The organism is Microcystis aeruginosa NIES-4325 (genome assembly GCF_008974145.1).
GTDB classification, from domain to species: domain Bacteria; phylum Cyanobacteriota; class Cyanobacteriia; order Cyanobacteriales; family Microcystaceae; genus Microcystis; species Microcystis aeruginosa_G.
Map to the genome: position 1 here is coordinate 1 of NZ_BJKP01000021.1, position 24,614 is coordinate 24,614.

The following is a 24,614-nucleotide window of genomic DNA, read 5'->3' on the forward strand; positions in this document are numbered from 1 at the left end:
AACCGGATGATTATGTGGTGGCGACAAATGAAACCTATTCTATCCGGGAGTTTCTCGATATTTCTTTCCAATACGTTAATTTAAATTGGCAGGATTATGTGGAGTTTGACGAACGTTATTTGCGTCCGGCGGAAGTGGATTTATTGATAGGGGATTCCACAAAAGCTAGGGAGAAATTAGGCTGGCAACCGTCGGTGACATTCGAGGGGCTGGTAAAATTAATGGTAGATGCGGATTTAGCGGCTTTGGGGATTAATCTTAATAACGGTGGTGATAGCCAACAGTTATTAAAAGATTTGGCTTATCTTCGCAATCGTTCCTTAATTGCCGTCGATTAATAAAGTCAGGTGGGTTAGGGAAGGGCAGCCCACCCCCGTCTTGATCCATCACCATTTTTGCCTGACTTTTAGGAATAAATAGGGTCTTTTTCCAGGAAACCTAGCAATTTTTGCATTTTAATCCAAGCCCTTCTCATTTGCCAGAATTTACTTTTTTCCATGGCGGCTATTTTACTTTTAGCTTTTTGCAATTCCTCGTCTCTTTCTCGATAATCAAATTGGTTTTTTTGCAAGTCTTGTTGCAATTCTTGTTCATGGATTTCTAATTGTTTAATTCGTTCTCTAGCCTGTTCTAACTGAGCAAATATATCGACTTTTAGGGTGACTAAAGCAGCAAAAATGGCTTGGATATTTTGGGAGTAAAGTTGGGGATGATTATAAAAGAGTTGGGTGTAGGAATAAATATAGTGTTCTGCGGTCATTGAGCGACTCATAGAATCAGCTTTTTGCCGATAGAAAAATAACACTTCTGGGATACGATAGACTTCTCGACCTAATTCGATCAGAGATAACCAAAAATCGTGATCTTCCCAACCATAAATTAAATTGCTATTATAGCCGCCCACAGTTTCCCAATCGGATTTCCGAAACAAACCAGAGCAAAATATCATATTATCTACTAATATATCGGGAAATTTATACTCAGGTAGCGGCCAAATTCCTTGTCTATCGCCAAAATACTCCGCTTCGCAATAAACTATACCTAATTGCTCATTACCTTCCAGCAAAGTAACCGCTTTTTCTAGATAGGAATCGGCAATTTTATCATCGGCATCAAGAGGAAGAATATAGGTTCCTTGTCCTTGGGCAATTCCTAGATTTCTCGCTGTGGCAACCCCTTGATTTTCTGTGCGGATGATCCTAGTTTTTGGCTGTTGATAATCTTGTAAAACCTCGATGGTTTCTGGTTCTGTGGATCCATCATCAATGACGAGGATTTCAAAGTTTTGGTATGTTTGCACTAAAACAGATGCGATCGCATCATCGAGATAGCGACCTTGATTATAGCAAGGAATAATCACGGAAACTTGAGGATCATGACTCATTGAGGGCAATTCTCTCCTACTTGAGCAAAAACTAGGTTATCAATAGCTTATCCCAAAAGCTCCCCTTTCTCATTTTTCTACGTCAAGGAAGTGTTGATATCCCCACTGGCAATTTCGGGATAGTAGGACATATTATGGATAAACTCTTAAATTATTGCGATTGGTCGACAAAATCACCCAATTGGGTGATCCCCGTGAGGGAAGCATCTCTTTTTAATAGAGGATAAGTTATTCAATAATCAGATTATCATTACAAATGATCCTTAGTCATGGAAGCTCATCAACAAAAACAACTCCGCACTTTCCTCTTGGAGAAATTAGCCATTTCCCCCCGTTCCCTCGATATGGCTGTGCGTCTCTGTGAAGCATCGGTGGGTTCTTTGCCGATGGTTTTATGGCAGTACGGTTTAATCGATTTGTCGCAATTGAATCAAGTTTTTGACTGGATGGAAACTGTATAATTATTTTCCAAGAATATGCTCATTAATTATCATTTTTATTAAGAGAATTGACCAAGTTCCAGAGCTGCAATGTCCTGCAATTTATTTATTAAGTCCCATTAAGGTTTACCATAGCAGAAAACCTCCCCTTTGCTGGGACTAATTAAACTGGCTATTATCTGCTGTTTCCCCTACTTTGCATTCGAGATCGATATTAAGATAACTGCTGTAATCTGTCCTAGGTTCTTGAGTTAGGCATCGACTATATGGAACTCTTTCAGGGCTGGATAGAAGTTGAGATTTTCGTGACTGGGACGACTGAGTTTAATCAGGGCAAAACGTTGGGATGGTTGCAATTTTTGCCATTGTTCTAAACTAATTTCGATCTGGAATTCTTTAGCTTTTTCTAGGATTGTATTGGGAATCTGGCTATCATCTAGCCAAGGAGGATGCGGATCTATTGCTACTTCTCCTGGAGGAGTACCGGTTTTTTCGGTGATTAATTTTTGCAGAAAATCTCGATAAATTTTGGCTTCTGCTGCCGTCGTACAAGCCATATTAACTAATACCATTCTTTCTGGTTGACTCAACTGCATCCAATGGGATAATTTTAATTTAACTCCACAGGTATCTAGTTTCATTCTCACGGTCATCGGGATACAACGTAAGGAGTCAACAAATTCGGCTTCAAAGTCGAAAAAGGTGGTCATATCATTTCATTGGGTTGCTTAGTATAAATCTATGATACAGTGCCGTGGGATAATTGCTAGGGACAAAATGTTATTTTTATTGAATAAAATTGGCTCGATCTTGATGACTAGAGACGAGAATTTCCTCTAGTTCCTGCCATTTTTCTCCTGCAATATAGTCAATAATTTGATCAAGATTTTGCCGATAATTTGTCAAGGATATCAATAAAGCTTGACGATTGTATTTAGCCATCATTAAACCTAATTCGGGATTACCGCCACCGACGCGACTGGTATCGCGAAAACCAGAACTAGCTAAATTTTCCGCTAATTGGCGAATATTCAGGTCTTGTTCTTTCGCACAAGCTTGGATTAAACTGGTACTAATCATTACTGGCAGATGGGAAATCCAGGCCACGGCTTGATCGTGTTCTTCGGGGGAAGAATAATAAATTTTACAGCCTAATTTTTGTACTATTTCGGTTAAGATTTCCACGGCAAAATCAGGAGTAGATTCGAGGGGAGTAATCAGATAGGGGGTATTGACAAATAAACCCAATTGTGCTGCATTAATTCCCTGTTCGGTTTTCCCAGCCATAGGATGACTACCGACAAAATTCGGACATAATCGACTACAATTGGCCACAATTGCCCCTTTAACCGATCCCACATCGGTGACAATGGCTTGGGGTTTTAAATAGGGAGTTAATTTTTGCAAAGTTGGCACAATTAAATGTATGGGAGTACAAATAAAGATTAAATCGGCAGTAGCCAATAATTCTAAACTGGTACTAGATTCATCTACCACTCCTTTTTGTACAGCGATATCACAGGTGGATTGTTGACGAGAAACTCCCAAAACCTTATAACCTTGTGATTGTAAATCTAACCCCAAGGAACCCCCGATTAAACCCAGTCCAATAATGCCAATATTCATTAGTTTTACTCAAAGATAATTTCGTCTTCCACTCGCCAAGCAGGATCGACAATGCACAAGAAAACTAAGGTTTCCTCTCCACAATTATGAATATATTGTTTAGCTAGAGGAGGTATATAAATGGCAGCACCGACAGTCACTAATTGCACTTCCTCATCGATGTGCATTTCCCCTTGTCCTTGCAGAATATAATAAACTTCCGCAGTTTTTAAAGCGTGGGGAGTAGAAGTTTCCCCCACATCCACCCGGGCGTGGGCTAAACTATAACGTAGATTTAACGGCTGTTTATCGGGATGCAATAACTCCCGCAATCGGGTATGATCACCGGCGATGAATTCCTCGCATTCGAGCAGTTTTCTGATTAACATGGTAGAATTAAACCTCGAAGATTGTTTTTATTTTATCATTGAGTCAAAAGCTAAAGACTAATAGCCGTTATCATAGAAATATTCAGCATCGCCAGAATTAACGAATGACTTGGTTAGAACATAGTGTACAGGTAGAAGTGGACGCGCCGATCGATCTGGTTTGGGAGCTCTGGTCAGATTTAGAACAAATGCCCCACTGGATGAAATGGATCGAATCTGTGAAAATTCTCGAGGAGGAGCCAGAACTTTCCCGTTGGAAGTTAGCCAGTGGTGGTCTAGAATTTACTTGGTTGTCACGGATAATGAAAATTGTCCCCCACCAGATAATTCAATGGGAATCTGTAGATGGTTTACCTAACCGCGGGGCGATTCGTTTTTATGACCGTCATGGTAGGAGTATTGTGCGACTGACAGCAGCCTATGCTATACCCGGTTGGTTAGGAAAATTGATGGATAATCTTTTCCTCGGTCGAGTGGTGGAATCAACCCTGCAAGCCGATCTAGAGCGTTTTCGCCTTTATGCGCTCAATATTGTCAATAATACGCAGCCAAGGTGAGGTAATCACCGGTAATAAGCTTTTGACTAGCTAAATTGCTCGTTAAGACTGTCTATGAGCAGGGAGAGTCGGTCTGAGCATTTGTACTAAAATCAATACTAGGTTTAAATGCAGTACAGCTTATTGCTGACTACCGACAACCGACTCCCCAAAAGGAAAACTTCCTAAGAATATCCCCAGCAAATTCCGCTATCACGGTTGAGTTATTGCTACTCGATTTTATAGAGATAGGCTTCCGGGGTTTCAAGAAGGGGAGTCATCGGGCGATCGAGAGGGGGAGTTTTGACGAGGGTAAAAATTGGAAATAAATCGTTCATTTGGATAGCCATTTTAAATTTCGGCTGTATGTAATAACTACCCGATGGGCAAGCATTGGTGATCTTTAGCTCTCTTTTGGTCATAAAGGTATCGATATAATCGTACTGACCATGCTCTTTTCTTTTGCCTTTCTTGGCTGGATCACAAAGGGTTGAACCGACCGGAATCTGATTGATAATTGCCACTGTATCGGCCACGGATAGGAGTCTTTCGGAACCGTATTTACTAGCAAGATAACGTTGATTGAAATAGAGATTAGTTGCGATAGAATAGCCGATGATAATTGCTAGAACTAGACCGAGGATCCTGTCGAAAGTCTTAGTAAAGTTTAGATAGGCCAGACTAGCGATCGCCAAGAGGATAGGAGCAAACCAGAGTAAGATTTTACGATGGGAATAAAAATGCTCATCAGGATAATTAGAGGAAGCATAGAGAAAAATTATCCAAGTAATCGCCAAAAAGCCGATCAGTGTTTTATTGCCTCGATATTTTTTGATGACTATGTATAGAGAAATGCCGAAAAAAATCACCGAAACTACAACATTGAAAATCGATATATTGTCATTCAAAAAAAATACTTGATTGCCCAGATAAACCGTTTCCAAAATCGCTTTAAATAGACGAGTGAACAGATTGCTCGATGGTTCACCGCTCGCCCCCTTCGCCGTGAGTGCTCTCACGATTCCCCTCGTATTAGCGAAATTCCGAACGATCTCACTGTGCCAATACATAAATAAGGCGAGATTTGCCGAGAGAATCGATAGAAAAGGCAAAAGACATTTACGAGTATTCTTGCGATTGCGATAAACAAACCATAGACAGGCAATAACACAAGTCACTGGGATAATTAACATCGTGGTGGTGTGTAAACTCACCAATATAGCGACGGTAATCCCGAAGAATATCCAAGCTATAGCCTGATAGAGCAGCGGCTTACTCGTTTCCATCTGGAACCGATAGAGTAAAGCAAAAACGAGCAGGAAAAAGGGTATTGGGCTAGGGGCCCAGGCAAAATTATTAATGAAATAGTCCGCATAAATCGTGCTATACCAAAATCCTGCCAAACTGGACAGGAGAAGACGTTTATCTTGTTCTACATTTTCCAAAAGTTGATAAACAAAGTAGATTAAGAGGGGAATCGATAGAAAAGAAAATAGGCCATTGGTAAGGACTTGAAATTCGGGAGCGGTACCGAAAATTGTCAGAGGGAACGCTAAATAACCATAGAGGGGAGGAATTACGAATCCATATTTTCCACCCCCCCCTGCGGGTCCTAATTGAGGAAAGTTTCCCTTCCACATATCCATCCAAAAGTAACCACCGCTAATCTGATCGGGATCGGGTCCGATATCGAAGGTAACGTATTCAAAAATACTGACAATCCTGGTGAAAAAGGCAAAGGCGATCGCTAGAATCCCTAAAATCAGTGCTGTTACTCGGACTTTATTGATTGATTTCCCCATAAGTGTCGGTATTTTTATCCTAAAATTGTCTGGTAGCTTCGCGACCGTATCCCCGAATGGTTATCTTCGCATGGTAGCGCAAATTTCTAGCCCTACCCAAGTCGGAATTATAGCGTTGTTGATAAACTGGACACACTCGCTCAACAAAATTTTTTGGGGACAGATGGGGTTCTCTTCGGTTTGGTGGGTAAAATGTATTCTAAAATACAGTCCTGCCGACGAGCGAGTGGAAGGAACCACAAAGACACAAAGGACACAAAGATTGATCCCTCCTATATAAGTTAAACTGATCACACAAAGAATCAGAGTTGAGACCAAATCCGCCAGCAGAGGGATTTGGTCATGGTTTGCCGTTCACTAATCTCTGATCACTAGGGGCGATTGCAGGGTAATATTTAAATCTCGATCGGGGTTAACAGAGTATAACTGTGCGGAACTACCACCGACAATTCCTGCCGTCGGTAAACCCCATCCGGCAAGGGTTCCCACGGCTGCCCCCGCTAAGACATCGAGAACTTCGATCTTGCGATCGCCTGTAAGAGCAGCGATCGCTGTAGCTGCCCCCGCGCCAGCCACGGTTCCCCCTAAGATATCTTGAGTTTTTGCCCCTTTACGCACGGTTTCAGTGGTAGTAATTAATCGGGAAGTAGCATTGAGGGGAAGGGTGCGATTACCCCCATCAATGCGAATTTCATCGGCAATAAACCGCACACCTCGGCCCGCCGCTTCTAAAGTACCCTTGACTTCACTTCCCGCTGCAATCACCACAATCCCATTCCGGTTACGAATATCTCTGGCTACGGTTAAAGTCAGAGGAATAACATCACTTTTAGAAACTAAAATTTTATCAGCTTTCTCGTAATTCAAAGGGATAACTGTTCCCACCGGAATCGAGATTTGTTGAGCGATGAGACGTTGCCGATTAATATTACTTTGAGCAAGGACGGGAAAAGTACCGGACATGGAACCCATGAGCAGGGTAATCAGTAAAGCTGTGCTGGCTCTAGTAACAGGATTCATAGACATAGGGGTTATCCTCTCAAAAAACAACAGTGAACTTTCTCTATTTCTAGATTATTTTTTTCTGTCTGTCATGTCAGTCCCCTCCACAGGGAATTTTTTCCCTCTCTATAGGGAAAAAAGTAGAATGGGAGAATTTCCGCCGACCGCAAAAGAGAGCCGAAAAGCCTAGAATAGTAAAAAACCTTGGATTGCCATCGTCTATGGAACTCGCTGCCGGAAAAATCCTTAGTCATCGCTACCAAATTATCCGTCAATTGGGAAAAGGGGGATTCGGACAGACTTTTTTGTCCTGCGATCGCCAGTTGCCCAATCAAAATCGCTGTGTGATCAAACAATTTCAACCCCAGTGCCGGGATGCCGAAACTGTAGCCATCGCTAGACGACTGTTTGAAACCGAGGCGAAAATCCTGCAAGAATTGGGCATTCATCGCCATATTCCCCGTTTATTTGCTTATTTTGAGGAAAATGGGCAATTTTTCCTCGTGCAAGAATACATTGAAGGGGAAGATTTAGCCACAGAAATTACTGCTGGTGTCTATGGGCAAAATGAAGGGAAAGTGGTGGCTTTATTAACAGAAATTCTCTCAATTCTGGAATTTGTCCATCAGAAACAGGTGATCCATCGTGATGTTAATCCCTTCAATCTTATTCGTCGCAGGCAAGATGATCAATTGGTTTTAATTGATTTTGGTGCTGTCAAACAAATTAGCACTCAAGTAGTTAAAGAAGGTAAAACCGTTTCTACAGTCGCTATTGGTACCCCCGGTTATTTCCCTAGTGAACAGGCCCAAGGTTATCCGCGTTTTAGTAGCGATATTTATGCCGCCGGTATTATTGGATTACAAGCTTTAACTGGTAAAAATCCCGAAGATATTCCACTCGATGCTCGCACGGGAGAAATTCTCTGGCAACATTTGGCTATGACTAGCCCAGAGTTTAGTTATGTTATTGATCGCATGATCTGCTATGATTTTCGTCAGCGTTATACCAGTGCCAGTGAAGCATTAATCGCTCTGAGAAAATTAGGGAAAATTCATCATCTCGCTCCGAAAACTACCCATGTGGTGAAATCGCAAGGTCGAGTTGCTCGTCAAGGTAAATCTTGGCTAACAAAAATCCTGTTTTTCTCTGGGACAATTGGCTTAATAGCAAGTGCTTATCTGGGTTTTGACTATTGGCAAAATTCTCGCAATTCTCTTGGTTACTATCAACAAGGTCAGACTTTTTATCAACTTAAACGTTATACCGATGCCCTTAATTCCTATGGTCAAGCCTTAAAAATCAATCCCGATTATCTTGAGGCATTGCAAGGAAAAGCTGATGCTTTATTGGCTTTAAAAAGATACTCGGAGGCTTTAAATACCTACGAAAAAGCTATTCAAATTAACCCAGATTCCGCTTGGGCAGCTTGGCTCGGTCGCGGGCAAGCTTTAGATAAATTAGGCAAAAATCAAGAGGCTTTAGAAAGTTTTGAGCGGGTCTTATCTCTTAATCCTGCCGCTAGTCAAGCTTGGCAAGGTAAGGCCGATATCTATCTAGAACTGCAACAATATTCCGCAGCCCAAAAAGCTCTTGACAAATTGTTAACTTTTCAACAAAATGATGCCAAAGTATGGTATAAAAAAGGCTGGTCATTACAAAATCTTGAGGATTACGAAGGAGCAGTTAAAGCCTATGATCAGGCTCTAGCGATCGAGTCAGATAATGCCTTAATTTGGTATCAAAAAGGTAATAGTTTGTATCAATTAAATAAAATTAATGAGGCTTTAGAAAGTTATAGCAAAGCCGGACAATTTAATCCCCAATTTTCCCAGGCTCACTATAGTCAAGGGATTGTTTTACAAAAATTGGGCCGCAAGTTAGAAGCTTTGGAGGCATTTACGCAAGCAACTGAGGCCAATTCTAATTATTATCAAGCTTGGTTAAATCAAGGGGCATTACTTCATCAAATGGAAAGATTTCAAGAAGCGATCGCATCCTACGAAAAAGCTCGCCGTATTTCTTCCCAAAAAGCCGAAGTTTTTATCGGTATCGGTAACGCTTGGTATCGTTTAGGCGACTATTCTCAAGCCATAACCGCCTATCAACAGGCGATTCAAAGACAAAAGGATAACCCCGAAACCTGGAAAAGTTTAGGCAATAGCTGCTTTAAACTCGGTCAATACGAGCGAGCGATTCAAGCTTATCAAGAATCACTTCGTTATCGTTCTAATGACCGAGAAGTGCAAACACAAAAACAACTGGCAGAAACTCGCTGGCAAGAACTTCAGCAATCTCCCCAAAACCAAACCCCCAAAGTGGATAATGAGGAACCTGTTCCCTAACTTCCGCTCTTTTTCGGCAGCTTTATCGCTTTTTACCAGTATTTCTCGGCAATAATTCCCGTCCTTGATAAAACTGTTTTTTCAGTTCTCCCAAGCGCCAATAAACTGCCACCATAATAACAGTTAATACTGTCAGCACTGTCACGGGAACAAGGGACGATTGAGCGAAAATTAGGGCTAAAAGTGGTAAAGATAGACCAAGAATAATGGCGATCGCTAATGTTAACCCCCGGAGACGATTAATATTTTTTAAAGTACCTTGACAAACAGCACAATTTTTGGTATGTGACTGATAGCGTTCCAGGAGAATCTCTTTTGATTGTAGGGGGGGGAAAGGTTGACCGGCAAAAGGATCAGCTTGGTATTGATTAACCCAATTGCGATACTCGAACACGAATAAATCCGCTTTGGTGGGGAGATAACAAGCTTGACTAAAATTCTGACTATCCCCCTGAGCTTGCAGATAACGCTCTTGATAGTAGAGGAAAATATGATCATCTTCAAGAATAGCGTTTTGATTGATGTGGGAATACCAAGTAGGGGTAAGCTTAATGAAAAATTTCGGCAGCTTAGAGTTAAATTTAAAGGGAAAACGAGCAAAGAGACGACATTCTCCCTGACGGATCGGAGTTGCATAGACTGCGGTTAAAGTCCGTCCGAACTTTTCCGAGGTGAGATCGTGGTAAATTAATCCGGGCGCGATAAAATTGCTGTATTGCTGACCTAATTGACCTTTACGCGGTCCTTCGGGCCAAATTCCCTTAAATCCCTGACGATTGGACTCGATAATTTCTAACTCCATAGGAGCGGCATTGGCCCGATTACCGATGGTGAGATGATGAGTATAGGGAACATGACTAGAATCGATAATATTTTCGATTAAAGTGACGGCTGAGTAGGGTAGATCTCGGAAGGTATCCAAACAAATCCAAGCATCACCATCCTCCTCCATGGGTTCAATAATTGGAATCGCAGTCAGGGGAGCATTTTCGGGATTACCCGCATAAACGAATAATAATCCCTGACGGATAGCCGTGGGCAAAGACCGCACACAAGCGCGTCGAGAGGTGTTAGCTTGACTGTTTTCTGGTTGTTGGGGAATAAATTCACAGTTTCCTCCTCCGGAAAAAGACCAACCGTGATAGGGACATTCTAGGTGTCCGCTTTCGTTAAGACGACCTTCTGAGAGAGGAGCCAAGCGATGGGGACATTTATCCTCAAAAACTCGCCATTCTTGCTTATTTTTGTCCCACCAAATCACTAAATCCTCTTCTAGTAGGGTAAAGCGTTGGGGCTGCTTTTTGTCTAAATCTTTGACGTAGTAGATAGGATACCAAACTTGACGACAATCAAAGCGATCGCTATCGGTTCCCCCGACGGGATAGGTAGCAGTGCTGGTCAGCATAAATTTTAAAATAAGTTAACATTTCTCCTCCAAAATCTAACAAATTTAATCGATAAAAGGGGACAGATGCCGGGATCTGCTGGGGAAACAAACACTGGGGCTATATTTTGGGGTGATATCTCCCATGGATAAAGCGAGAATGGGAGAAATATCAAGATAAAACTAAAGGGAGTTTACCAGAATGTCCGGAGAAACCGTCACTTATTCCCTAGAAACTGTCTTAAAGGATATCAAAGACAGCGTTAAGGATGTTAGTCAAAAAATAGACAATCTACAAAGGGACGTTAATCAAAAATTTGACAAGATTGATGAGTGCTTTGACAAAATCGATGAAAGATTAAATAAAGTAGAGATAGGATTGGTTGCTTTAACCGAGAAAGTCGGAGGGATGGATAAACGACTCGAAAAGGTGGAAAATGAGCAGGCTACCATGATTAAAGCTATTTCTGACCTCCAGAGATTCCGAGGTCTGATTCTGCCGATCATCGTCGGTGCGCTCAGTGCTACCATTGGTGCGGTGATTACCGTAGCAGCAAAAATGTTATTGATCGGCAATAGTCCCTGATCGAGATAAGATTAATTCTCGTGGTCTAGATGGGGGAGATTTGTGAATAAACTAAGCATTCTGGTTCTGCATGGGCCGAATTTAAACCTATTGGGGAAAAGAGAGCCGAATCTCTACGGTAACGTTAATTTAGAGACGATTAACCAGTTTTTAAGCGAAGAAGCTACCCGTTTAGGGGTGAATTTAACCGCGTACCAGTCCAATCAAGAAGGGCAATTAGTGGACTGGATTCAGCAAGCATGGGGTCAGCAGCATGGTATTTTGATTAATGCGGGAGCTTATACTCATACCAGTATCGCCATCCGTGACGCACTCTTAGGCACAAAAATGGCCTGTGTGGAAGTACACTTAAGCAATATTTACAAACGCGAGTCTTTTCGTCATCATTCCTACATTGCCGATATAGCCATCGGACAGATTAGCGGTTTTGGGGCCGAAAGTTATCGCCTAGGATTATGGGCATTAGTCGATTATTTGCAAAAGAATAGAGAATGATGATTAGGCAAGGGATTCTCCTACTTCTAAGAGGGGACAAAAGGGAAAATAGGGGGAAACCGTCCAACGATAGAATTTTTTGCTGCTGGTGGACTGGAGATTAAAACGTAGGGAAACAAAGGGGAAAAAGGGAGATACGGAACAATTCCAACTGAAAGCCGGCTTAGAATTGCTATTATCCCCTTGCAAAGACCAAGCAGGGTATTGAAAAACCTCCCGGACGAGGGATTTTCCTTCATCGCTAACTTGGGCGCAGCTGCGACTAATCCCTGAAACCAAACAGAGACTATTACTAACACAATTATCATTAGAAGCCACGATCAGGATATCTTCCCCGGTGGTGGTTAGTTCAAAAGCGATAAAGTCTCCAGCTTGCCAACGACTAAGGACTTGTCCTTGGGCATTCTGGTAGATGGCGCTGCAGTTTTCGGGATCGAGAAGACGATTACTGTCGGGATCTAAGTAACCGCAAACCTTGCCCATCAGACGAGTTCCATCCTGAAACCCATACACCCAATCAAAGGTATCGGTTTTAGCAGCCTTTTGATTGTTTTTGTTAACCAATAGTAATCGATCGCTGACCACGGTTATTAATTCTCAATAAAACTAAGCTTCCCTTGATAACAAAGGTATCACTAAATACCAATTTCCCAACGAAAAGATTTATTAAGTTTAACTTCTGGTCTATTTGGGAGAGTGGACTGGTCAACTTAAATCAAGGCCAAAACCTGCTATCTTATGGGGAGACAAAAATTATCTAGATCTTGTTTTAGCGAGTGGTAGTAAGGGCATGGCGTACAAGCGGGTATTATTAAAACTGAGTGGGGAAGCCCTGATGGGCAATCTCGGCTATGGGATCGACCCGATGGTGGTTTCCGCTATCGCCCAGGAAATTTCCGAAGTGGTTGACCAAGGCATCCAATTGGCGATCGTGGTCGGTGGGGGCAATATTTTTCGCGGGGTGAAAGCCGCCTCGGCCGGCATGGATCGGGCTACGGCCGATTATATTGGTATGATAGCAACAGTCATGAACGCTATGACCTTGCAGGATGCCCTAGAACGAGCGCAAGTACCGACCAGGGTATTAACGGCGATCGCTATGCAGGAATTAGCTGAACCCTACATCCGCCGGCGGGCAATCCGTCATCTGGAAAAAGGTCGGGTGGTGGTTTTCGGTGCGGGATCGGGTAATCCTTTCTTTACCACCGATACCACGGCAGCCCTGCGCGCTGCCGAAATCGATGCGGAAGTGGTGTTTAAAGCGACGAAAGTGGATGGAGTTTATGATTCCGATCCCTCCCACAACCCTAACGCGCGACGCTTTCAAAGTCTCACCTACGGTCATGTGCTGACCCATGATCTGCGGGTGATGGACGGAACGGCGATCGCTCTGTGCAAGGAAAATAATATCCCGATAGTCGTTTTCGATCTGTCGGTGACAGGTAATATTGTTCGCGCTGTCAAAGGTGAACCCGTTGGAACATTGGTAGGAGGATTCTGTGAAGTTAGCTGAAGTTCAAGACCATATGCAGAAAACCGTCGAATCGACCCAGAGAGCTTTTAATACGATTCGTACCGGCCGCGCAAATGCCTCTCTTTTAGATCGGATCGTGGTGGAGTATTATGGCATGGAAACTCCCCTCAAGTCCCTGGCCACTATTAGCACTCCCGACGCAACCACGATCGCCATTCAACCTTTCGATCGTACCAGTATGGGGGCGATCGAAAAGGCGATTTCTCTCTCGGACGTGGGTTTAACTCCCAGTAATGACGGTCAGACCATTCGTTTAAATATCCCTCCTCTCACTAGCGATCGCCGCAAGGAATTGGTCAAATTAGCGGCAAAATTGTCCGAAGAGGGAAAGGTGGCTATCCGCAATATTCGCCGGGATGCGATCGATGCTATCCGTAAACAGGAGAAAAGTCACGAAATTTCTGAGGATGAATCCAGGGATTTACAGGATCAAGTGCAGAAATCCACCGATAAATTTATCGCCAAAATCGAGGATTTATTAACGACAAAAGAAAAGGATATCATGACCGTTTAATTTTTTTTCTCCTAAGGGATAGAACAGGCTTTTTGTCTGTTCTATTTAGCTTTTTATCCCTAGGTAAAAGCTATAGGGGAGTGAGAAGGTTTGGGGATGAAGTCTTTCAGTTACTTATAACATTTTTCACAAGTAATGCCAGAAATGGTTAATTGCCCTCACCCCCAATCCCTCTAACGTTCTGGGAGAGGGGATTAAGATACCTGCCATGAATAAAAAAAATGGTATTATATGCGGGTACAATTCTCTAATTATTGTAGAAAAAAATCATCTTGCTTAAAAAATATTCGGTAAATTATAAAAATGAAACGCTATCAAATTCTTCAAGAAAAACGAGAAAATTTTATAAAAATTGCTCGAAAACATGGAGCATTTAATATTCTAATATTTGGATAAGTTGCCAGAGAAGAAGAGAGAAATGACAGTGATATTGACTTTTTAGTAGAAATGGAACAATGGCGCAACTTATTAGATAGAATTGGTTTAATTCAAGACTTAGAAGATTATTTAGGCTGTAAAGTTGATGTGGCTACTATTAACAGTTTACGAGATTGTTTTCGGGAAAGAATCATGAAAGAGGTGATTCCTTTATGAAGGATGACTTAATTTATTTAGGTGATATTTTAGATAGAATTGAACGAATCGAATCTTATACATAGGAGGGAAAAGGCAGATTCTATCAATCTTTATTAATTCAAGATGCTGTGATTCGCTGTTTTGAAGTCATTGGAGAAGCTGTTAAACAACTCTCTCCTGAGATTAGAAAAAAATATCCTGAAATTACTTGGCGTAAAATTGCAGGGTTTCGAGAAAAATAGCAGCGGTTGCCCCCTAGTTCTATAATCAGATCACGGCTAATTTGATTGGCTATAGTCCCTATTCATGTCTATCTCCCCACCCCGTTCCGGTTACACTTTACCAGTTTTTGCCTGTGCCAGTGCGATCGCCTCTCTCCAGCATCTCCACGGCGAAAATGAGCTAAATTCCGTTACTTTTAATCTTTTAGAACCGCCAGAAGCCGTTACAATTGCCATCGAACAAGTTGCCCGACTGAACCACGATGCTGCCCTAGCCATCACCCGCAGCGATCCGGGTGATAATTTAGATTTAACTAGAAATACCCCTATATGGGCGTTAGTAGAAAGAAAGACGGGTAATCAAGAGATAGAGATTCAAGGCGGCGAAGGAATCGGACTACAGCTTGATAATGGCGGAAAATCAGCTATTTATAGTTATGCCCAGCGTCTGCTGCAAGAAAACCTCAGCCCCCTGTTACTGCCCCAAGAAAGCATCAAAGTGACGATTATCCTGCCGGAAGGCAAAAAACTGGCCACAAGGACTTCTAACGCCGCTTTTGGGGTGGTAGAGGGATTATCTTTGTTGGGTACTACTGGCATTTCCCAACCCCTGAGCGCCCCCGGACAGTTGGAAATCTTTCGCGAGCAATTAAAAATTTTATCCCTTCGTTTCGATCACTTGGTGTTTTGTATCGGGGAAAATGGCTTAGATTTAGCCCCTCAAATGGGGATTAATCCTGATATTTTGGTAAAAACAGCCAATTGGATCGGGCCGATGTTATTAGAGGCCCAATTACAGGGGATATCTGAAATTCTTTTGTTTGGTTATCACGGTAAATTAATTAAACTTGCTGGGGGAATCTTTCAGACTCACCATCATCTCGCCGATGGTCGTCGGGAAATTCTCACCGCCTACGCCGCTAAAATGGGTTTAGCTACCCCCCATCTCCAGCAAATTTTTGACAGTAGCACCAGTGAAAACGGTCTGGAATATCTGCGTCAATTAGACCGGCAAACGGGAGATAATTGGGTGGAACGCATCTATGGAGAAATGGCTAATACTATCGATCGCCGTTGCCAAGAATACGTTTATAACCACAGTAACGGTCATCTTGGGGTCGGTTGTATTTTATTCGATCGCTCTCGTTCTTTGATCAGCAAAAGCGAAAATGGCCTTAAATTTTTGCAAAATCTACAAGTCACTCCCCAGTGACCGTGCTATGATCGTGGGAATATTTAGTCTTAAAAAATGAAACTAATAAGGCCATACTATTGTAGCTTATTTCCAGAACAATAGCCGATTTAGTTTACAAATCTTTAACCTTTTCCTGCCAGTTTCTTTTTTTGATCGCAGTGACAACTCAAACCCCCCTTCCCACCCATCAAGAGACTTTGCCCTCAGAGTCCTTCACTAATAGCCTTAATCGTCAAATAATCATCATTCTTGACTTTGGCTCCCAGTATTCTGAATTAATCGCCCGCAGAATCCGGGAAACCAATGTTTACTCGGAAGTTCTCTCCTATCGTACCAGCGCCGAACAGTTGGCCCAAATCAACCCGAAAGGAATAATTCTTTCGGGCGGTCCCAATTCCGTCTATGATCCTGGAGCGCCTCACTGTGATCCCGAAATTTGGAATTTAGGTGTACCCATCCTCGGAGTTTGCTACGGGATGCAATTGATGGTACAGCAGTTAGGGGGCAGGGTAGAACGGGCAAAACGGGCCGAATACGGCAAAGCATCCCTATTTATCAACGATCCTACCGATTTATTAACCAATGTCGAGGACGGTTCCACCGCCTGGATGAGTCACGGGGATTCCTGCGTGGAATTGCCTGCGGGTTTTGAAATTCTCGCTCATACCGATAATACCGATTGTGCGGCCATTGCCGATCACGAGAAAAAACTCTTTGGAGTGCAGTTTCACCCGGAAGTTGTCCATTCTGTGGGAGGAATCGCCTTAATTCGCAATTTCGTCTATCATATCTGCAAATGCGAACCCACTTGGACTACGGAAGCTTTTGTCGAGGAATCGATCCGAGAAATTAGGGCAAAAGTGGGCGATAAGCGAGTTTTATTGGCTTTATCCGGCGGTGTAGACTCCTCTACCTTAGCATTCCTGTTACATCGAGCGATCGGTGATCAACTAACCTGTATGTTTATCGATCAGGGATTTATGCGTAAGGGTGAACCAGAACGATTAATGCAGATATTTAACGAGCAATTCCATATCGGAGTCCAGTATGTCAACGCTAGAAAGCGATTTTTAGCGCAGGTTGCCGGTGTCACGGATCCCGAAGAAAAGCGCCGTCGTATCGGCCATGAATTTATTCAGGTGTTTGAAGAAGAATCGAATCGTTTGGGACCCTTTGATTATCTGGCCCAAGGGACTTTATATCCCGATGTGATTGAATCGGCCGATAGTAATGTGGATCCCAAAACCGGGGAAAGAGTCGCGGTTAAAATTAAAAGTCATCATAACGTTGGTGGACTGCCGAAAAATCTCCGGTTTAAATTGGTCGAACCCCTGCGAAAATTATTTAAGGATGAGGTGAGAAAATTAGGTCGATCGATCGGTCTTCCGGAAGAAATTGTTCGTCGTCAACCTTTCCCCGGCCCTGGTTTAGCGATTCGCATTTTAGGGGAAGTGACCGCAGATAAATTAAATATTTTGCGCGATGCAGATTGGGTGGTGCGCGACGAGATTAATAAGCAGGGAATGTATCACGATTTCTGGCAAGCTTTCGCGGTTTTATTGCCTGTCCGCAGTGTGGGAGTGATGGGAGATCAACGCACCTACGCTTATCCCATTGTCCTACGTTTAGTCAGCAGCGAAGACGGAATGACTGCCGATTGGTCGCGGGTTCCCTATGATTTATTGGAGACAATTTCTAATCGCATTGTCAATGAAGTTAAGGGAGTTAACCGCGTGGTTTATGATATTACTTCTAAGCCCCCTGGAACTATAGAATGGGAGTAGTATTGAATATTGATTGATTGTTAGTCCCGTCCAAATATTGGGGCGGGATTTTTGCAGAATAGACAATTGAGGAGATTAATTACTACCATGGCACAGTTAGAGATTTTGGAAGAAATAGAAGCGGTGGATTTTGCGGAAGAAGAAGATGATGTTGAAGGAGAATCAGCAAACCAAAAAAAACTACAACTCAAAGAAATCTCCGAGACTGTTGTTGCTGGAAGTGATTGGACTACCGCAACGATCCGCGATCAATTAATTCGAGAAAATATTCAACTCAATCCGCGCTTTCAAAGACGAGATGCTTGGAATATTACTCGTAAAAGTCGATTTATTGAATCCCTAATTCTAGGGTTTCCAGTCCCACAGATTGTCTTAGCTACTAATAATAAGGAAAAAGGTAAATTTATTGTTCTTGATGGCAAACAACGCCTACTAACAATTTTACAGTTTTATGGTGACAGTGCCACACCTAATAATAGTTTTACTTTAAAAGATTTAGAATTTCTAGATAATCTCAATGGCCGCCAATATCAGGATCTAAAAAATGACTTCAATTTGAATGATATCTTAGACCAACTGGATAATCAAACTATCCGCACGATTGTTATCCGTAATTGGAAAACGGAGAGTTTCCTTCATAAAATTTTTCTGCGTCTCAATGTGGAAAATACCCCTTTGTCTCCACAGGAATTAAGACAAGCATTACACCCAGGGGGTTTTATTAATTTTTTAGATGATCGAGCGATCGAAAGTCAAGCATTAAAGAAAATATTTAAATCTTCCTATCCCGATTTCCGGATGCGCGACACTGATATACTCTTGCGTTATGTAGCTTTTCATTATTATTTATCCGATTATCGCGGTGATCTTAAAGGATTTCTTGATAATGCTTGTGTCTGGCTTAATGATCGATGGGATCAAAACTCAAAAGAAATCAAAAATATTATTGATCAATTTGAAAAAGCTGTCCAGACAACGATTAATATTTTTGGAGAGAAAAACTTTTCCCGTCTCTGGCTGCCTGAATCGGCAACTTATCGAAGTCAGTTCAATCGAGCAATTTTAGATGTGATGGTTTTTTACTTTTGCGATGATCTAATTAGAGCAGCTGCCGAGAAAAACAAAGAACAGGTAGAAGACGCATTTAAAAGTTTATGTCGTACTGCCGTTGATCGATTTAAAAATGCTGTATTAATTAGTACAAATACTAAACAATCAACCTATGATCGTTTTCATTTATGGGGTCAAGCTTTATCAAAAGTATTAGATATTAACTTCAATATTCCTCAGATGGAAGACAATCGTATTATTTTTAAGGGGTTAAGATAGTTAGTTTTTTTACTATGCCGAAATCTCTGAGATTTAGACAACTAACCAAAGAATTAAATCGACTAAAAAAACAATTACTATGGCATAGAACGAGTTAGTTAGGACGCTTTCAATTTTCAAACTCTTATCGGTCAAGGGTTTCAGCGATTGATTGTCCTAACCACCCCGATCTTTGCTATACCTCGTAAATTCAGCGAGATAAATAACTATTCTGAAAGACAGTTAGCGTTGACTTTTGCCTATAGAGTTTTTGCTCATGCTGAGATTGAATCTTATCTTGAAGATCGAGTTTGGGATACCGTACTGACAGCAAAAAAAATCTGGGATAATCAAGGTAAAGCTAGTGGAGTTTTGTTATGTGTAATCGCTTTTTCTGGTCAAGAAATGGAAGCTCCTCCCGACACCCTTACTCCTCTTAAAGGTAAGAAAAATCTGCCTGAAGATAAACTAAAAATAACTAAAAAAATTGACATAGCGATTAGATGTTTTAAATCAGTTATCGATCAAAATCATGGGATTAAAGAAACTAACCTATTAAAATTACTCTTACCAATTGGCATCGATAGTGATGACTTAGATAAAGTTTGGTTACTAAATATGGATACTTTTGGAGAAGAACGCGGTGAAATCGCTCATTCTTCAGCAATAAAAACGAAACAACCGCCTAACCCTGCCGACGAATTAGAGAAAGTTAAACAAATTATTCAAGAATTAGAGAAAGTTGATCAATTGATTACTAACTTGCTCAAGTAATTGCCCTCTTAATAAAACTTAAAGTGTTAATTATATCAGAAATACAGTATAATGAAAGGCGGACAATAGAGAGCTAATCATCAAAGTGAAACATAGACCAATTGCGATCGATTTATTTGCTGGCTGCGGTGGGATGTCCCTTGGTCTAGAAGCGGCGGGATTTGATATTGCTGTAGCGGTGGAGTTTGATGCAGTCCATTCCTTGGTTCATCATTTTAACTTTCCCTATTGTCAAACTATCTGCCGGGATATAGCCAAAGTAACAAGTAGAGAAATATGGGAATTATTAAAACTAAAAGGCTATGCCACCGATGTTAGTTTAATTGCCGGCGGTCCGCCGTGCCAAGGTTTTTCATTAATTGGTAAACGACAAACAGATGATCCTAGAAATTCTCTTGTATTTGAATATCTGCGGATTGTAGCAGAAATTAAACCCAAGTATTTTATCTTTGAAAATGTCCCCGGCATGGCTACGGGTAAACATAAACAATTTTTAGAGGAGTTAATCTCTGAATTTGAAGCTATTGGCTATACAATTAATCAGCCAATTAAAATCCTGGATGCCAGTGAATACGGCGCACCACAAAAGCGCAGGAGATTAATCTTAATTGGTAGTCGAAAAGACGTGCCCATGGCTAAATATCCTTTGACAAAGACCGTCGATTTAAACTCAGCCAAAAAATCAGCTTTTACCAGCGTCTATGATGCGATTTCAGATTTGGAATTAATACCTGCCTTTATCGATACTGATTTAGGCATACCTGCATCAAAATTAGATTATAGTGGTAAGAGGAAAAAATATTCAGTGCAGCCAAGGGATATTTTTAAACTTTGCCATCAAAGAACAGTAGATACAAAAATCTATGGGCATATAGGCTCAGTTCATACCCAAAGATCAATTGATAGATTTATCGTAACCGAACCGGGTACAGTGGAACCAAAAAGTCGCTTTTTAAAGCTTTCTCCCACCGGTTTATGCAATACTCTCCGGGCCGGAACTAATAGTGACAAAGGGGCCTATACTGCTCCTAGACCCATTCACTATTCTATTCCTCGTTGTATTACTGTACGAGAAGCCGCCAGATTACATACATTTCCCGATTGGTTTCAGTTTCACCGCACAATATGGCATGGTTTTCGTGAGATTGGTAATGCAGTTATTCCGCTATTATCGAAAGAACTTGGCTCTTCTGTGATGGGAGCAATGAATATTAATCCAGCCAATTTCGACCAGCTTATTTTGGAAAGAATGCCCGAAGACTTATTGCTATATAATATGTCTCAGGCATCAAACTATTGGGGAATCTCTGACGATGTTATCCCTAAAAGAAAACGAGGTGTCTCTCAGAGATAGTACGATTAACTGCCAATCGAACTTTAAAAACCTGCTCCTTTCTCCCCACTCTCCTATACTTTTTAAACAGGATTTACTATCATTTTTATTATTCAGGAACCGTCCACCAAGCAAGAGCAAAAGCTTGTTCTTTCTCGTTAACTTGTTGACGATATTGAACCCGAATTTTATAGTTTCCAGAGATGGGTACAGGACAAAAAATATGCTCTAAACTATCACTATCACTCAGGGAAGCACAGGTGTATTTAGCATTATTATCCTCCTGGTCAGGTAAAAGATAAACATCTAAATTATTCAGTCCGAGATCCTGGAAACTTTCATCGATATCATAGAGATTATTACGATTAGTATCGATTAGTTCTACCAAACGATCCCAAGCTAAAGTTATCGAAACAAAACTATTAGCTTTTAATGGCTTCTCTAGGGCATAATCTTGATAACTATTAGCGGTAACTGTACCGTAATCCCAACCAATGGCAGGAATAGATTCTGCGGCGGACCATTGACCATTACTAAACTGTTGGTAGGCGCGAAAAGTGTTAAGATGTCCCGTCCCCATCTGCATATCTAAAGGAATTTTCGGGTCTTTATAAGCATCGGACTCTAACCAAGTTTTTTGGTCTTTAGTTAAGACCGTCCGTCTCATACCTAATCGTAACCCATCGCCCGTATCTTTAATTTTATCGGCAGCATTAAGCATCACTGCCTTCATCACTTGATGATGACGAGAATCGAGACTCCAATGGGTATTTTTTTGATTAATTTGTTGATCGCCGTATTCTTGTAAAAGTGCCACCGATGCCGTAATATGAGGAGCGGCGAAACTGGTGCCACTAACAGTATTTAATTTACCTTTGAGGTCATAAAGTTCTATTTTATTGCCAGGGGCAACTAAATTAATTGACCGCCGCAAACCATCATTAATTTCCCGTTTAATTAAACTGCGACCAATACCCACCGGCAAAGCACTAATATTAGCAAAATCAACTTTAGTAAATTTTCCTTCTCTTTTGGCTGTATAAGCGGTAGTAATGCCGTTAAAGTGATCGGTGGGAATGGGAATTCCTCCCTTACCCTGATTACCAGCAATTACATAAAGAACATCATCAACTCGCGATGACCAATCAACACATTGAGTTAATAAAGCTTGACCATCTAATTTTGGTTCCCGTCGCTGATCTCTTTGCAAAGATTCCCCAAAACTAAAGTTAATCGCCCGCACATCACCGCTATTTTGTCGGGCAATATTTTGACTGGTAAGACATTCTTCTGGTTGTCCGCCGCGTCGCAAAGAACCCACAGCCCCCGAATATAATCTCGCTTTTGGGGCCACTCCGGGGATTTTTTTATCATCACTGACCATCACCGTTGCCACCATAGCGGCGTGATTATCGAGATAGGTATTGGGTTTGGCAATTTGATCGCGAAAAAAAACACCGGCTAATTTATAGGGAGGCTGCCAAGCTGCCACTTTATCATAACCAAACTGAGCCGGTCGGCCGATTTCCACTTGACCGATGGCAATTTTTCGCCCTAATAAATTATAGGGTTCCGCCCGCAGGCGATCGGCATAAATTCCCTGTTCACCGATGGAATTAGAAAGAACTAGGGAAGGAAGGAGAATTATCGTTACTACTAACCCGACGACAAACCAAAACCCTCTTTTCATCATCAGCAATCCTGCGGCAGTAAGGTGATATCGATCCATTCTAAGACAGAAATATCAGAAAATACCTAAGTCTCTTTTTTGGCTAGGCGGGATGGTAATAAAAAGCCACTGCCAAGATTAAATAGGTGGCTAGTAATAGGGTTCCATCTAACCAATTGGAACGACCGGTAAAGCTGATTAAATTAGTAACAACCACCGCTACAATCAAAGCCACCACGTTAAAGGGATTAAAATTTAAATCCATCGGTTGCTGCCAAAATTGACCGATAAAAACTAATAAAGGTGCCACGAATAAAGCCACCAATAAACTATCACCCATAGCCACGGAAACCGTTAAATCCATCTGATTTTTTAGGGCTAATTGAGTGACGGTAACTATTCCAGAAACATCGCTAATTAAAGGAATAAAAATCACCCCGATAAAGAGAGGAGTGAGATTAAATCCTTCCATCACCGATTCCACTACATCAACAAATAAATCTGACTCATAGGCTACAGCTACGGTGGAAGTAAGCAGCACAAGTAACCAAATCCAGACTTGAGCTTTTTCTTCCTCACTAACCTGATTGTCGGGGGTATTTTCGTTACTTAATCCCACTTCGTAGAGATAGCTATGGGTTTTGAGGGAAAATAATAAAGTTAACCCGTAAACTATTAATAAAACCGTGGCGGTGACTAGGGAAAGACTGAGAATATCGGCAACTTCCACCACGTTAGATGTATATATTACCAAAGTTGGTAAAGCGATCGCTATTACTGCTAACGTCATGGAAGAACCATTTACCCGCGCTAAAATTGGTTTAAATGCTTGCTCTTTGTAGCGAATTCCTCCCGTGAGCATTCCCATGCCCATAAATAATAATAAATCGCTGAGAATACTGCCGGTAATACTGGCTTGTACGATGTCCACCAAGCCTTTTTTTAGGGCAATTAAGGCAATAACTAAAGTGGTAGTATTGCCAAAGATAGCATTAACTAATCCTCCCAAAGTTGGCCCAGTGACTACGGCAACTCTTTCCACGGCCGTACTTAACCAAATTGACAGGGGAATGATCGATAAAGCGGCAGTGATAAAAATAGCTTGATCTCCCCAATTAAGACGACTAGCGACCACCGATAGGGGAATAAATAATAGGAAAGCAAAGGAGACAATTTTTCTTAAATTCATGGGTTATTAATGGCAATTTCTCCCATCATTCCCGCTTCAGCATGACCCGGAATAGTACAGATTAATTTATACTTACCAGTTTTGAGAGGAACTATCACCCATTCTGCCTGTGCATTAGGTTTTAATTCTAGTTCGTGAATTGCCCCTTTAATCTCCACTTTTCCCGCTTCAACTTTCTGCGTCCAACTAGCATCGGCGAAGTCTTTAGCGGTAAAATAATGTTTAGTGGGGCTGGGATTATCGAGGATTAACTTATATTTTTGTCCAGCAATAAAGTCTAATTGACTAGGAAAGAATTTTAATTCTCCTTGTCCGGAGCCTAGACTAATTTTAACTTCTAGGGGGACCGAACCAGCGAAGGCGGGAAAAGTCACTAACCAACAACCAATTAAAACTATTACTACTGCCACAAATTTTTGATAGATATCCTTGCCAGCGAAGTAGGGATTAGAATTCATTTTGTTCCTGCAGCTGATAATAGAGACAATCCGGCGGCTTTGACGATAATTTTACAACAAGTGGTGATTCTTTCTGGCTCTCTTTCCTTCC

The 24,614-nt window shown here is 41.6% G+C and carries 23 protein-coding genes and 3 pseudogenes; 15 read left to right on the forward strand and 11 right to left on the reverse strand.

Annotation, left to right across the window (positions count from 1 at the left end):
• On the forward strand, positions 1-338 hold a 338-nt coding region (locus MiAbW_RS12440; protein WP_172967369.1), incomplete at its 5' end, for a GDP-mannose 4,6-dehydratase.
• A gap of 68 nt (positions 339-406) precedes the next feature.
• On the opposite strand, the gene MiAbW_RS12445 is transcribed toward MiAbW_RS12440, so the two are convergent.
• Entirely contained in the window at positions 407-1,384 is a 978-nt protein-coding gene (locus tag MiAbW_RS12445; RefSeq protein WP_151696373.1) for a glycosyltransferase, read from the reverse strand.
• A gap of 269 nt (positions 1,385-1,653) precedes the next feature.
• On the opposite strand from MiAbW_RS12445, the gene MiAbW_RS12450 reads away from it, so the two are divergent.
• Complete coding sequence (locus MiAbW_RS12450) at positions 1,654-1,845, forward strand: DUF2949 domain-containing protein (protein WP_002738067.1); 192 nt, start codon at positions 1,654-1,656, stop codon at positions 1,843-1,845.
• A 230-nt stretch (positions 1,846-2,075) separates the two neighbouring features.
• Here MiAbW_RS12450 and MiAbW_RS12455 read toward each other — a convergent pair whose 3' ends face one another.
• The 3 genes from MiAbW_RS12455 to MiAbW_RS12465 form a co-directional block, all read right to left on the reverse strand.
• The gene (locus tag MiAbW_RS12455) at positions 2,076-2,534 is read right to left on the reverse strand and encodes a nitrate reductase associated protein (RefSeq protein ID WP_151696374.1); all 459 of its coding nucleotides are present in this window, start codon (positions 2,532-2,534) and stop codon (positions 2,076-2,078) included.
• A gap of 76 nt (positions 2,535-2,610) precedes the next feature.
• Positions 2,611-3,450 carry a prephenate/arogenate dehydrogenase gene (locus MiAbW_RS12460; RefSeq protein ID WP_149987543.1) on the reverse strand — a complete coding sequence of 280 codons (840 nt, stop codon included), beginning with the start codon at positions 3,448-3,450 and terminating at the stop codon, positions 2,611-2,613.
• A 5-nt stretch (positions 3,451-3,455) separates the two neighbouring features.
• Positions 3,456-3,818: a cupin domain-containing protein gene (locus tag MiAbW_RS12465; RefSeq protein ID WP_151696375.1), complete on the reverse strand. Its 363-nt coding sequence runs from the start codon at positions 3,816-3,818 to the stop codon at positions 3,456-3,458.
• 104 nt (positions 3,819-3,922) lie between these two features.
• Here MiAbW_RS12465 and MiAbW_RS12470 point away from each other — a divergent pair, with 104 nt between their 5' ends.
• Positions 3,923-4,375, forward strand: a complete 453-nt coding sequence (locus MiAbW_RS12470) for an SRPBCC family protein (protein WP_151696376.1) — start codon at positions 3,923-3,925, stop codon at positions 4,373-4,375.
• Between the two features lie 209 nt (positions 4,376-4,584).
• Here the strand turns inward: MiAbW_RS12470 and MiAbW_RS12475 are convergent, their stop codons facing one another.
• Complete coding sequence (locus tag MiAbW_RS12475) at positions 4,585-6,156, reverse strand: hypothetical protein (RefSeq protein ID WP_151696377.1); 1,572 nt, start codon at positions 6,154-6,156, stop codon at positions 4,585-4,587.
• A 357-nt stretch (positions 6,157-6,513) separates the two neighbouring features.
• Positions 6,514-7,182, reverse strand: coding sequence for a hypothetical protein (locus tag MiAbW_RS12480; protein ID WP_151696378.1), 669 nt, complete (start codon positions 7,180-7,182; stop codon positions 6,514-6,516).
• A gap of 197 nt (positions 7,183-7,379) precedes the next feature.
• On the opposite strand from MiAbW_RS12480, the gene MiAbW_RS12485 reads away from it, so the two are divergent.
• Positions 7,380-9,503 carry a serine/threonine-protein kinase gene (locus MiAbW_RS12485; RefSeq protein ID WP_151696379.1) on the forward strand — a complete coding sequence of 708 codons (2,124 nt, stop codon included), beginning with the start codon at positions 7,380-7,382 and terminating at the stop codon, positions 9,501-9,503.
• Between the two features lie 22 nt (positions 9,504-9,525).
• Here the strand turns inward: MiAbW_RS12485 and MiAbW_RS12490 are convergent, their stop codons facing one another.
• Positions 9,526-10,908, reverse strand: a complete 1,383-nt coding sequence (locus MiAbW_RS12490; protein ID WP_151696380.1) for an aromatic ring-hydroxylating dioxygenase subunit alpha — start codon at positions 10,906-10,908, stop codon at positions 9,526-9,528.
• A 181-nt stretch (positions 10,909-11,089) separates the two neighbouring features.
• Here MiAbW_RS12490 and MiAbW_RS12495 point away from each other — a divergent pair, with 181 nt between their 5' ends.
• Positions 11,090-11,473 (forward strand): hypothetical protein, encoded by a 384-nt coding sequence (locus MiAbW_RS12495; protein WP_151696381.1) that lies wholly within the window; start codon positions 11,090-11,092, stop codon positions 11,471-11,473.
• 42 nt (positions 11,474-11,515) lie between these two features.
• Positions 11,516-11,968, forward strand: a complete 453-nt coding sequence (gene aroQ / locus MiAbW_RS12500) for a type II 3-dehydroquinate dehydratase (RefSeq protein WP_151696382.1) — start codon at positions 11,516-11,518, stop codon at positions 11,966-11,968.
• Positions 11,969-11,971: 3 nt separating this feature from the next.
• On the opposite strand, the gene MiAbW_RS12505 is transcribed toward aroQ, so the two are convergent.
• Positions 11,972-12,553: a hypothetical protein gene (locus MiAbW_RS12505; protein ID WP_151696383.1), complete on the reverse strand. Its 582-nt coding sequence runs from the start codon at positions 12,551-12,553 to the stop codon at positions 11,972-11,974.
• A gap of 205 nt (positions 12,554-12,758) precedes the next feature.
• Here MiAbW_RS12505 and pyrH point away from each other — a divergent pair, with 205 nt between their 5' ends.
• The 9 genes and pseudogenes from pyrH to MiAbW_RS12550 all read left to right on the forward strand — a co-directional run bounded on the left by pyrH (position 12,759) and on the right by MiAbW_RS12550 (position 21,228).
• Positions 12,759-13,481 (forward strand): UMP kinase, encoded by a 723-nt coding sequence (pyrH, locus tag MiAbW_RS12510; RefSeq protein WP_002762234.1) that lies wholly within the window; start codon positions 12,759-12,761, stop codon positions 13,479-13,481.
• Between the two features lie 13 nt (positions 13,482-13,494).
• On the forward strand, positions 13,495-14,016 hold the full coding sequence (frr, locus tag MiAbW_RS12515) for a ribosome recycling factor (RefSeq protein WP_221633151.1): 522 nt from the start codon (positions 13,495-13,497) through the stop codon (positions 14,014-14,016).
• A gap of 411 nt (positions 14,017-14,427) precedes the next feature.
• Positions 14,428-14,610, forward strand: a pseudogene (locus MiAbW_RS20705) (nucleotidyltransferase family protein); the annotation flags it as partial.
• 86 nt (positions 14,611-14,696) lie between these two features.
• Positions 14,697-14,834, forward strand: a pseudogene (locus MiAbW_RS20120) (HepT-like ribonuclease domain-containing protein); the annotation flags it as partial.
• 64 nt (positions 14,835-14,898) lie between these two features.
• Positions 14,899-16,026 (forward strand): cobalt-precorrin-5B (C(1))-methyltransferase CbiD, encoded by a 1,128-nt coding sequence (gene cbiD, locus MiAbW_RS12530; RefSeq protein WP_151696384.1) that lies wholly within the window; start codon positions 14,899-14,901, stop codon positions 16,024-16,026.
• Between the two features lie 140 nt (positions 16,027-16,166).
• Positions 16,167-17,792, forward strand: a complete 1,626-nt coding sequence (gene guaA / locus MiAbW_RS12535; RefSeq protein WP_151696385.1) for a glutamine-hydrolyzing GMP synthase — start codon at positions 16,167-16,169, stop codon at positions 17,790-17,792.
• 87 nt (positions 17,793-17,879) lie between these two features.
• Positions 17,880-19,121: a DUF262 domain-containing protein gene (locus MiAbW_RS12540; protein ID WP_151696386.1), complete on the forward strand. Its 1,242-nt coding sequence runs from the start codon at positions 17,880-17,882 to the stop codon at positions 19,119-19,121.
• A gap of 14 nt (positions 19,122-19,135) precedes the next feature.
• A pseudogene (locus MiAbW_RS12545) lies at positions 19,136-19,874 on the forward strand (HEPN domain-containing protein).
• A gap of 85 nt (positions 19,875-19,959) precedes the next feature.
• Positions 19,960-21,228 carry a DNA cytosine methyltransferase gene (locus MiAbW_RS12550; RefSeq protein ID WP_151696387.1) on the forward strand — a complete coding sequence of 423 codons (1,269 nt, stop codon included), beginning with the start codon at positions 19,960-19,962 and terminating at the stop codon, positions 21,226-21,228.
• 88 nt (positions 21,229-21,316) lie between these two features.
• Here MiAbW_RS12550 and MiAbW_RS12555 read toward each other — a convergent pair whose 3' ends face one another.
• The 3 genes from MiAbW_RS12555 to MiAbW_RS12565 are packed head-to-tail and all read right to left on the reverse strand — an operon-like array spanning position 21,317 to position 24,523.
• A complete protein-coding gene (locus MiAbW_RS12555) occupies positions 21,317-22,936 on the reverse strand; it encodes a S8 family serine peptidase (protein ID WP_151696388.1) in 1,620 nt (539 codons plus the stop codon).
• A 43-nt stretch (positions 22,937-22,979) separates the two neighbouring features.
• On the reverse strand, positions 22,980-24,065 hold the full coding sequence (cax, locus tag MiAbW_RS12560) for a calcium/proton exchanger (RefSeq protein ID WP_151696389.1): 1,086 nt from the start codon (positions 24,063-24,065) through the stop codon (positions 22,980-22,982).
• The gene (locus tag MiAbW_RS12565) at positions 24,062-24,523 is read right to left on the reverse strand and encodes a plastocyanin/azurin family copper-binding protein (RefSeq protein ID WP_151696390.1); all 462 of its coding nucleotides are present in this window, start codon (positions 24,521-24,523) and stop codon (positions 24,062-24,064) included. Before MiAbW_RS12565 ends, cax begins: the two co-directional genes overlap by 4 nt.
• Positions 24,524-24,614 lie beyond the last annotated feature (91 nt).